The organism is Pseudoalteromonas fuliginea, from assembly GCF_000690055.1.
GTDB lineage: Bacteria > Pseudomonadota > Gammaproteobacteria > Enterobacterales > Alteromonadaceae > Pseudoalteromonas > Pseudoalteromonas fuliginea.
This window is the reverse complement of the sequence record NZ_JJNZ01000082.1, coordinates 1-6,661: the sequence shown is the minus strand read 5'-3', so window position 1 is coordinate 6,661 and position 6,661 is coordinate 1. Positions and strand designations below refer to the sequence as shown.

The 6,661-nt window shown below is 41.3% G+C and carries 6 protein-coding genes and 1 pseudogene; 6 read left to right on the top strand and 1 reads right to left on the bottom strand.

Annotated features, from left to right (window positions below):
• From DC53_RS0120765 to nth, 5 genes and pseudogenes are all read left to right on the top strand, one after another.
• Window positions 1-443, top strand: a pseudogene (locus DC53_RS0120765) (electron transport complex subunit RsxC); the annotation flags it as partial.
• The gene (gene rsxD / locus DC53_RS02185; protein ID WP_007379033.1) at window positions 440-1,498 is read left to right on the top strand and encodes an electron transport complex subunit RsxD; all 1,059 of its coding nucleotides are present in this window, start codon (window positions 440-442) and stop codon (window positions 1,496-1,498) included. The pseudogene DC53_RS0120765 and the gene rsxD, both read left to right, overlap by 4 nt.
• Window positions 1,495-2,136, top strand: a complete 642-nt coding sequence (gene rsxG, locus DC53_RS02190; protein ID WP_033031810.1) for an electron transport complex subunit RsxG — start codon at window positions 1,495-1,497, stop codon at window positions 2,134-2,136. Before rsxD ends, rsxG begins: the two co-directional genes overlap by 4 nt.
• On the top strand, window positions 2,133-2,831 hold the full coding sequence (locus tag DC53_RS02195) for an electron transport complex subunit E (protein WP_033031809.1): 699 nt from the start codon (window positions 2,133-2,135) through the stop codon (window positions 2,829-2,831). The genes rsxG and DC53_RS02195 overlap by 4 nt, the downstream gene beginning before the upstream one ends.
• Before the next feature lie 46 nt (window positions 2,832-2,877).
• Window positions 2,878-3,510, top strand: coding sequence for an endonuclease III (gene nth / locus DC53_RS02200; protein ID WP_008137398.1), 633 nt, complete (start codon window positions 2,878-2,880; stop codon window positions 3,508-3,510).
• A 162-nt stretch (window positions 3,511-3,672) separates the two neighbouring features.
• Here the strand turns inward: nth and DC53_RS02205 are convergent, their stop codons facing one another.
• Entirely contained in the window at window positions 3,673-4,863 is a 1,191-nt protein-coding gene (locus DC53_RS02205; RefSeq protein ID WP_033031808.1) for an alpha/beta hydrolase, read from the bottom strand.
• Between the two features lie 266 nt (window positions 4,864-5,129).
• Here DC53_RS02205 and DC53_RS02210 point away from each other — a divergent pair, with 266 nt between their 5' ends.
• Window positions 5,130-6,164, top strand: a complete 1,035-nt coding sequence (locus DC53_RS02210; protein WP_033031807.1) for an IS110 family RNA-guided transposase — start codon at window positions 5,130-5,132, stop codon at window positions 6,162-6,164.
• Window positions 6,165-6,661: the final 497 nt, after the last annotated feature.

Here is a 6,661-nt window from a genome sequence, read left to right as displayed (position 1 = left end):
CACGCGCCAAAGCTAAAAAAGCAGCTAAAGCCTTAGAAAATGCAGAGCCTGCCGTTAGTGAAGCGCCGCAAACCGAAACTCCTGTTGATGATAAAAAAGCCGCCGTTGCCGCTGCTATTGCACGCGCTAAAGCTAAAAAAGTAGCTAAAGCACTAGAGAATGCAGAGCCAGCCATTAGTGAAGCGCCGCAAACCGAAACTCCTGTTGATGATAAAAAAGCCGCCGTTGCCGCTGCTATTGCACGCGCCAAAGCTAAAAAAGCAGCTGAAGCACTTCAAGATGCAGAAGCACCAAACGCACCCGATAATACCGACAATTCATCTAGCTCTATTGACGCTGACGTACCTAAATCAAGCGACGATAAGAAAAAAGCAGCTGTTGCTGCCGCTATTGCCCGAGCAAAAGCCAAAAAGTTACAAAAAGAAGGAAATGATCAGTCATGAAATTAACCATGGCCAGTTCGCCGCATAACCACAGTCATAAATCGTTAACGCGATTAATGCTTACCGTTATAGCTGCGTGTATTCCTGGACTCATTGCTCAAGTTGTATTTTTTGGCACTGGCGTGCTTATTCAGTTAGTACTGGCATTAACTGCAGTAACAGTTTTTGAAGCTGCCATAATGCTGATGCGAAAGCGCCCGGTTTGGCCTGCATTAAGTGATGGCAGTGCATGGCTAACCGCTGTGTTATTAGCGTTAAGTATTCCGCCTTTAGCCCCGTGGTGGATAATTATTATTGGTTGTTTATTTTCTATTATTATCGTTAAACAATTATATGGCGGCTTAGGGTTTAACTTATTTAACCCCGCAATGGCTGCCTATGTGCTGTTATTAGTTTCATTTCCGGTACAAATGACCTCGTGGTTACCTGTGTCTGAACTATCTAACAACGTTATAGGGTTTACTGAACAACTACGTATAATATTTACCGACTTCACCTCCATTGGTTATAGTTTAGATCAAGTCCGCGCAGGTATTGACGGCATCACTATGGCAACGCCTTTAGACACCATTAAAACCGATATTGGTCATGGTTTAACGGTTACCGAAAGCATGCAAAAAACATTATTCAATGAATGGGCAGGCCTTGGCTGGATGTGGGTTAATTTAGGCTTTTTAGCAGGTGGTTTATACCTATTAAAAGAAAAAATAATTAACTGGCATATTCCAGTGAGCTTTATTGCAAGCTTAGCTATATGCAGCGCCATTGGTTATATTGCCGCCCCAGGAACCGAGCCTGGCACAATATTTCACTTATTAAGTGGTGCTACTATGATGGGCGCATTTTTTATAGCTACCGATCCGGTATCAGCTGCCACAACTAATAAAGGTCGTTTAATTTACGGTGCTTTAATTGGCCTACTAGTGTATTTAATTCGTACTTTTGGTGGTTATCCTGATGCCGTTGCGTTTGCTGTACTGTTATTAAACATTGCAGTGCCGTTGATTGACTACTACACGCAACCACGTACTTATGGCCATGGAGCAGTAAAATGATTATTTCATCTATGGCTAAAAATGGCGCTATTTTAACGGCATTTGCCCTTGTAACCACGGGGCTCGTTGCGTCAATTAATGCATTAACCGCCGATAAAATTGCCGAACAAGAACAGCTACACCTAACGTCTCAATTGCAAGAAGTGCTTGACCCGAGTACTTACGATAACGCGCTTTCAACCGATTGCGTTATTATTTCAGATGAACGGTTAGGCCCTTATGCTAATCAAATAATTTATCGCGCCCGCAAAAATAACAAACCCGTTGCTCTTGTTGTAAGGCATGTCACACCAAGTGGTTACAGTGGCGATATTAACTTGCTAACGGCCGTTTTAAGTGATGGTACTATTGCAGGCGTGCGCACCACTAAACACGAAGAAACCCCTGGTTTAGGTGATAAGGTAGAAGTTAAAAAATCCTCTTGGATCACCACATTTAAAAGTTTAACAGTGCAAGGCGAAGACGATGCTCGCTGGGCCGTTAAAAAAGACGGGGGACAATTTGATCAGTTCACAGGAGCCACCATTACGCCTCGCGCTGTGGTTGGCTCAGTAAAAAACGCAGTGCTGTTCGCACAGAGTGAATTTGATGCTATTTTTGCCGCGCCTAACGCCAAATGTGCAGAGGTAACTAAATGAGCGAATTAAAAACTTTATATAAAGAAGGTGTATGGGTAAATAACCCTGCCCTAGTGCAGCTTTTAGGTCTTTGCCCGTTATTAGCTGTTACCTCTACAATTACAAATGCACTGGGTCTAGGGCTTGCAACACTGCTTGTTTTAGTAGGCTCTAATATTAGTGTATCAATAGTAAGAAACTGGGTACCAAAAGATATTCGTATTCCGGTGTTTGTTATGATAATCGCAGGCTTTGTAACTATAGTGCAGTTACTCATGAACGCTTATACATTTGGGCTTTATCAGTCTTTAGGGATTTTTATCCCGCTGATTGTTACTAACTGCGCCATTATTGGCCGTGCTGAAGCCTACGCGTCTAAAAACCCAATTCACTTATCAGCCTTTGATGGCTTAATGATGGGCTTGGGCTTTATGATTGTGCTGGTCGTTTTAGGCGCAATGCGTGAACTCATTGGACAAGGTACATTATTCGACAGCGCCGACTTATTATTAGGCCCGTGGGCACAAAGCTTACGCATTGAAGTATTTAGCTTTGATAACCAATTTTTACTGGCCATTTTGCCACCCGGTGCCTTTTTAGCCCTGGGGCTGCTTATTGCAGCTAAAAACGTAATAGACGCACAAATAAAATCAAAACAAATCGCACCGCCAGAGGCTGAAAAAGGCCCTCGAGCACGTGTTACTAGCTTAACTTAAGGGGAAAGCGCATTAACTTAGCAAAAGCTAATGCGTTTTAAGTTGCATGAATAAAGAAAAACGTCACCAAATACTCTCTCGCTTGCGCGACGATAATCCACATCCAGTTACAGAGCTTGAATATTCAAGCCCGTTTGAGTTATTGGTTGCCGTTACGCTCTCAGCGCAAGCAACCGACGTAGGCGTTAATAAAGCCACTCGAAAGCTGTTCCCTGTTGCTAATACACCCCAAGCTATTTTAGATATTGGCCACGATACACTGCGTGATTACATTAAAACCATTGGCCTATTTAATTCAAAAGCGGCCAACGTTTACAAAATGTGCCAAATATTGGTAGATGAACATAACAGCATAGTGCCAGAAAATCGTGAAGCCCTAGAAGCCCTACCAGGCGTTGGCCGTAAAACAGCTAATGTTGTACTCAATACCGCCTTTGGTTGGCCTGTAATAGCAGTAGATACGCATATATTTCGTGTTTCTAACCGCACTAAGCTTGCCATGGGTAAAGATGTTGTAGCCGTTGAACAAAAGCTTGAAAAAGTAGTACCTGCAGAATTTAAAGTAGACGTACATCATTGGTTGATTCTTCACGGACGTTATACCTGCGTAGCACGTAAACCAAAGTGTGGTAGCTGTATTATTGAAGACTTGTGTGAGTTTAAAGATAAAGTTGATTAGTCTAGTTTTATAATTAGCGAAAACGCCAATGAACTATTTTTTTAGCCGATTTGAAGTTGTACTTTCTATCAAATCCAGCCTATCGCTAGCCTAATCTAAAGCATAGTCAATCGCCCGAATAAGCCCTGCGTGCTATATCCTTTGATTGACTATTAATTTTTATTAGCCTTTTTCTTCCTTAATTTTTTCGCCTTCATAACTTTGTAAAAATTCTATAATCGACGCTTTTAAGTCCTCTTCATCATCGCCAATATATTTTAGCGCCAGCTCAGCCTGTTGCTTAGCATACTCATTTTGTTCCCTATTTTTATACGCTTTGGCAAGATTAAATTGAACCCAGGCAGAATCAGGATAAAGTTCGGCATTATATTTAAATAAATCCATCCCCTGATCTGGCTTAAACAAGCCATGAGTCATATAGTCGCCCCCAAAATTGACGGCCCCCTTGCGAGGCTTTATTTCATAGTAGAGGTCGTCTGATAAACTCTGAAAATGCTTAATTATACCTTCTCGCCCCTGCTCCATTAGTGCAAAAGGAAGGGACCAGTTTCGATATAGCTCATTCAATGCATGTGTTAACCCTGTAATATTGGTCGCTACATGGGGTAAAGTCTGTAACAGCTCACTCTTAACCCTAAAACCACTAGGCGTAGTTTCCTGTAGGAATGCCTGAAGTTCTAAAAATGCTTTTCGCATTAACTTAGATTGGTCGGTGCCTGAGTTAAACCCTTCATTACCTAAATTCATATAAACAAACTGATTCAATTTCTTTTTGGAAGATACATAACTCTTCAGTTTTTTAACCGTTTCTTTATTGCCCCAATGAAGCGAAGGGCTCAATGCAAAGTGTGCAGTAAATAACTCAGGCCGAGAATGCAAGGCATGAAGTGACAATAGTCCGCCTAGGGAATGACCATATAATATTCTAAAGTCTGAGGTTTGATACGTTGTATCTATAAAGGGAATCAATTCTTTTTCAATATAATCTAGAAAAACATCGCCCCCACCTGTTCCCTTATGGGTTTCATGAGGGCTTGGTGTATAGTCTCGAATGCGATCTTCGTTTTCGATGGCAACAACCAAAATATCGGGAATAAGCGCATTAGAGTAGTACGAAGTAACGACACCTTGCACCATCCTTTTATAGTATTTTCCGTCTAATAAATATAAAACTGGATATTGGTGGCCTGACTTTTCATCATAATCATTTGGAAGATAGACAGTAATTTTTTGTTCTTCACCCAATGCTTTGGATTCAATGGTGTGTTCATTAAGAATAACATCTTCAGCAAATGAAAAAGAACTGAGGCATGTTAACAGGATGAAAATCCCTAATTTTTTTAAGTAGTTCATAAACTTCCTTGATTTATTGTACTTTTTCTAGACTATCAAATAACACTTTTCATGAAAAGTTGTTTGTTTTAAAACGCAATGCTAATGGAACTCCCTAAGAAGAGGAAGCTATGTGCTTTTCACTAAAAGCGGCCAGAAGATAGTAATTACACATTTTGGTTTTATATAAGCACCTAATTAGGATGGGTGATGAGATGGACGCTCCCCTAAACGGCGTCAATGCGCCAAACTGGTTAACTCACACTCAGTTAAAGGGAACGTCCATCATGAAAATTAGCACATTATCAATTGATTTGGCAAAAAATGTATTCCAAGTCGCTGGCTTTAATCATCATCACAAAAGAGAATGCAATAAACGCTTAAACAGACCTAAACTCAACGCCTTCATGGCAAATGCCCCACCGTGTCGCGTGGTGATGGAAGCCTGTTATTCTTCCCACTACTGGGGGAGAGTATTTACGTCTTACGGTCATACCGTTGACCTTATTCCTGCACAACACGTTACCCCCTTTGTTCGCGGCAATAAAAATGATAGTAACGATGCCCTTGCTATCTATGAAGCAAGCTTACGCCCTAATATTAAATTCGTTCCTATTAAAACCGAAGCTCAGCAAGAAATACTCATGCTCCATAAGATACGTGAGCGACTTCTGCAAAACAGGATTGCTGCAACCAACCAATTACGCGGTTTATTGGTCGATTTTGGGTATGTATTTCCTGTCGGTATTAAGGCGTTTCAGCAAGGGATAATTGCGTTAGAAAGTGATTCTGAGCTTCGCCCTCAGCTGCGCATTATGGTGAGTGATATTTACACTGAGTACAAAACCCTTGTTAAACGCATTAAAGCTATTGAAGCGATGCTTACTGCACACGTTGAACGGGATACAAACGCTAAAATACTTCACTCCATTCCTGGCGTGGGTGTACTCAATGCCTCTGCTTATGCAGCATCAATCGGGAACGGTCAGGCATTTAAGAGCGCAAAAGAACTCGGGGTGTGGCTAGGATTAACACCTAAACAATATGCGTCAGGCGATAAAAGTAAAATGTCTGGTATTACTAAGCGCGGCAACAGTTACCTACGAAAACAACTTATTCACGGTGCTCGCGCCCTTATCGCCAGAAGCCACCATAAAACAGATGCGCTAAGCCAGTGGATAAATCAATTACGCGAGAAAAAACACTTTAATTGTGTGGTGGTCGCCACCGCACACAGATTGGCTCGACTGATGTGGATATTGCTGACCAAGCAAACTCTCTACTCACCTCAGTTTGTGCAAAATACACAGAAGGATGCTTAATTATGCGTATTTTACACGCCAATCACACCCGAGTTTACGACTTAAGACAGCCTGGTTATGACATAGGTTTTAAAACCTGAGTGGGTGTTTGGGCACTTAAGTCGTAACATACACTTATCCTGTATGTACTTCACTTATAATGAAATAAAAAGCGCACGCTAACCAAGGTTAACCAGATAAAGACACGAGATTTAATCTCGCTTGGGTGAATATTTTTTAGGTCCCTTGGTACGAAGCTCATTAGGAGCATGGCGCATGATAACCATGACACCATAGCTCGAATATATGTCAGTACCTTTGCTTTTCAGCAAGCTTGTGACGCATCATTACTGTGATATGAGATACGTGATAATAGAATAAAGGCATCAATTTTGATGTTTATACATTAGCTCGTCTTGACTTCAAGGGAGCGTCCATATATGTCTTTTTTGTTTTCCGTATACTTATACTGTATGTAATAACAGCAGTTGATACTATGATTTTTGCAAAAAAACTTG

Bases quoted from the DNA above. Each gene is read 5' to 3' on its own strand.
- DC53_RS02210 (WP_033031807.1), top strand. From the start codon at position 5,130: ATGAAAATTAGCACATTATCAATTGATTTGGCAAAAAATGTATTCCAA.
- nth (WP_008137398.1), top strand. From the start codon at position 2,878: ATGAATAAAGAAAAACGTCACCAAATACTCTCTCGCTTGCGCGACGAT.
- rsxD (WP_007379033.1), top strand. From the start codon at position 440: ATGAAATTAACCATGGCCAGTTCGCCGCATAACCACAGTCATAAATCG.
- DC53_RS02205 (WP_033031808.1), bottom strand. From the start codon at position 4,863: ATGAACTACTTAAAAAAATTAGGGATTTTCATCCTGTTAACATGCCTC.
- DC53_RS02195 (WP_033031809.1), top strand. From the start codon at position 2,133: ATGAGCGAATTAAAAACTTTATATAAAGAAGGTGTATGGGTAAATAAC.
- rsxG (WP_033031810.1), top strand. From the start codon at position 1,495: ATGATTATTTCATCTATGGCTAAAAATGGCGCTATTTTAACGGCATTT.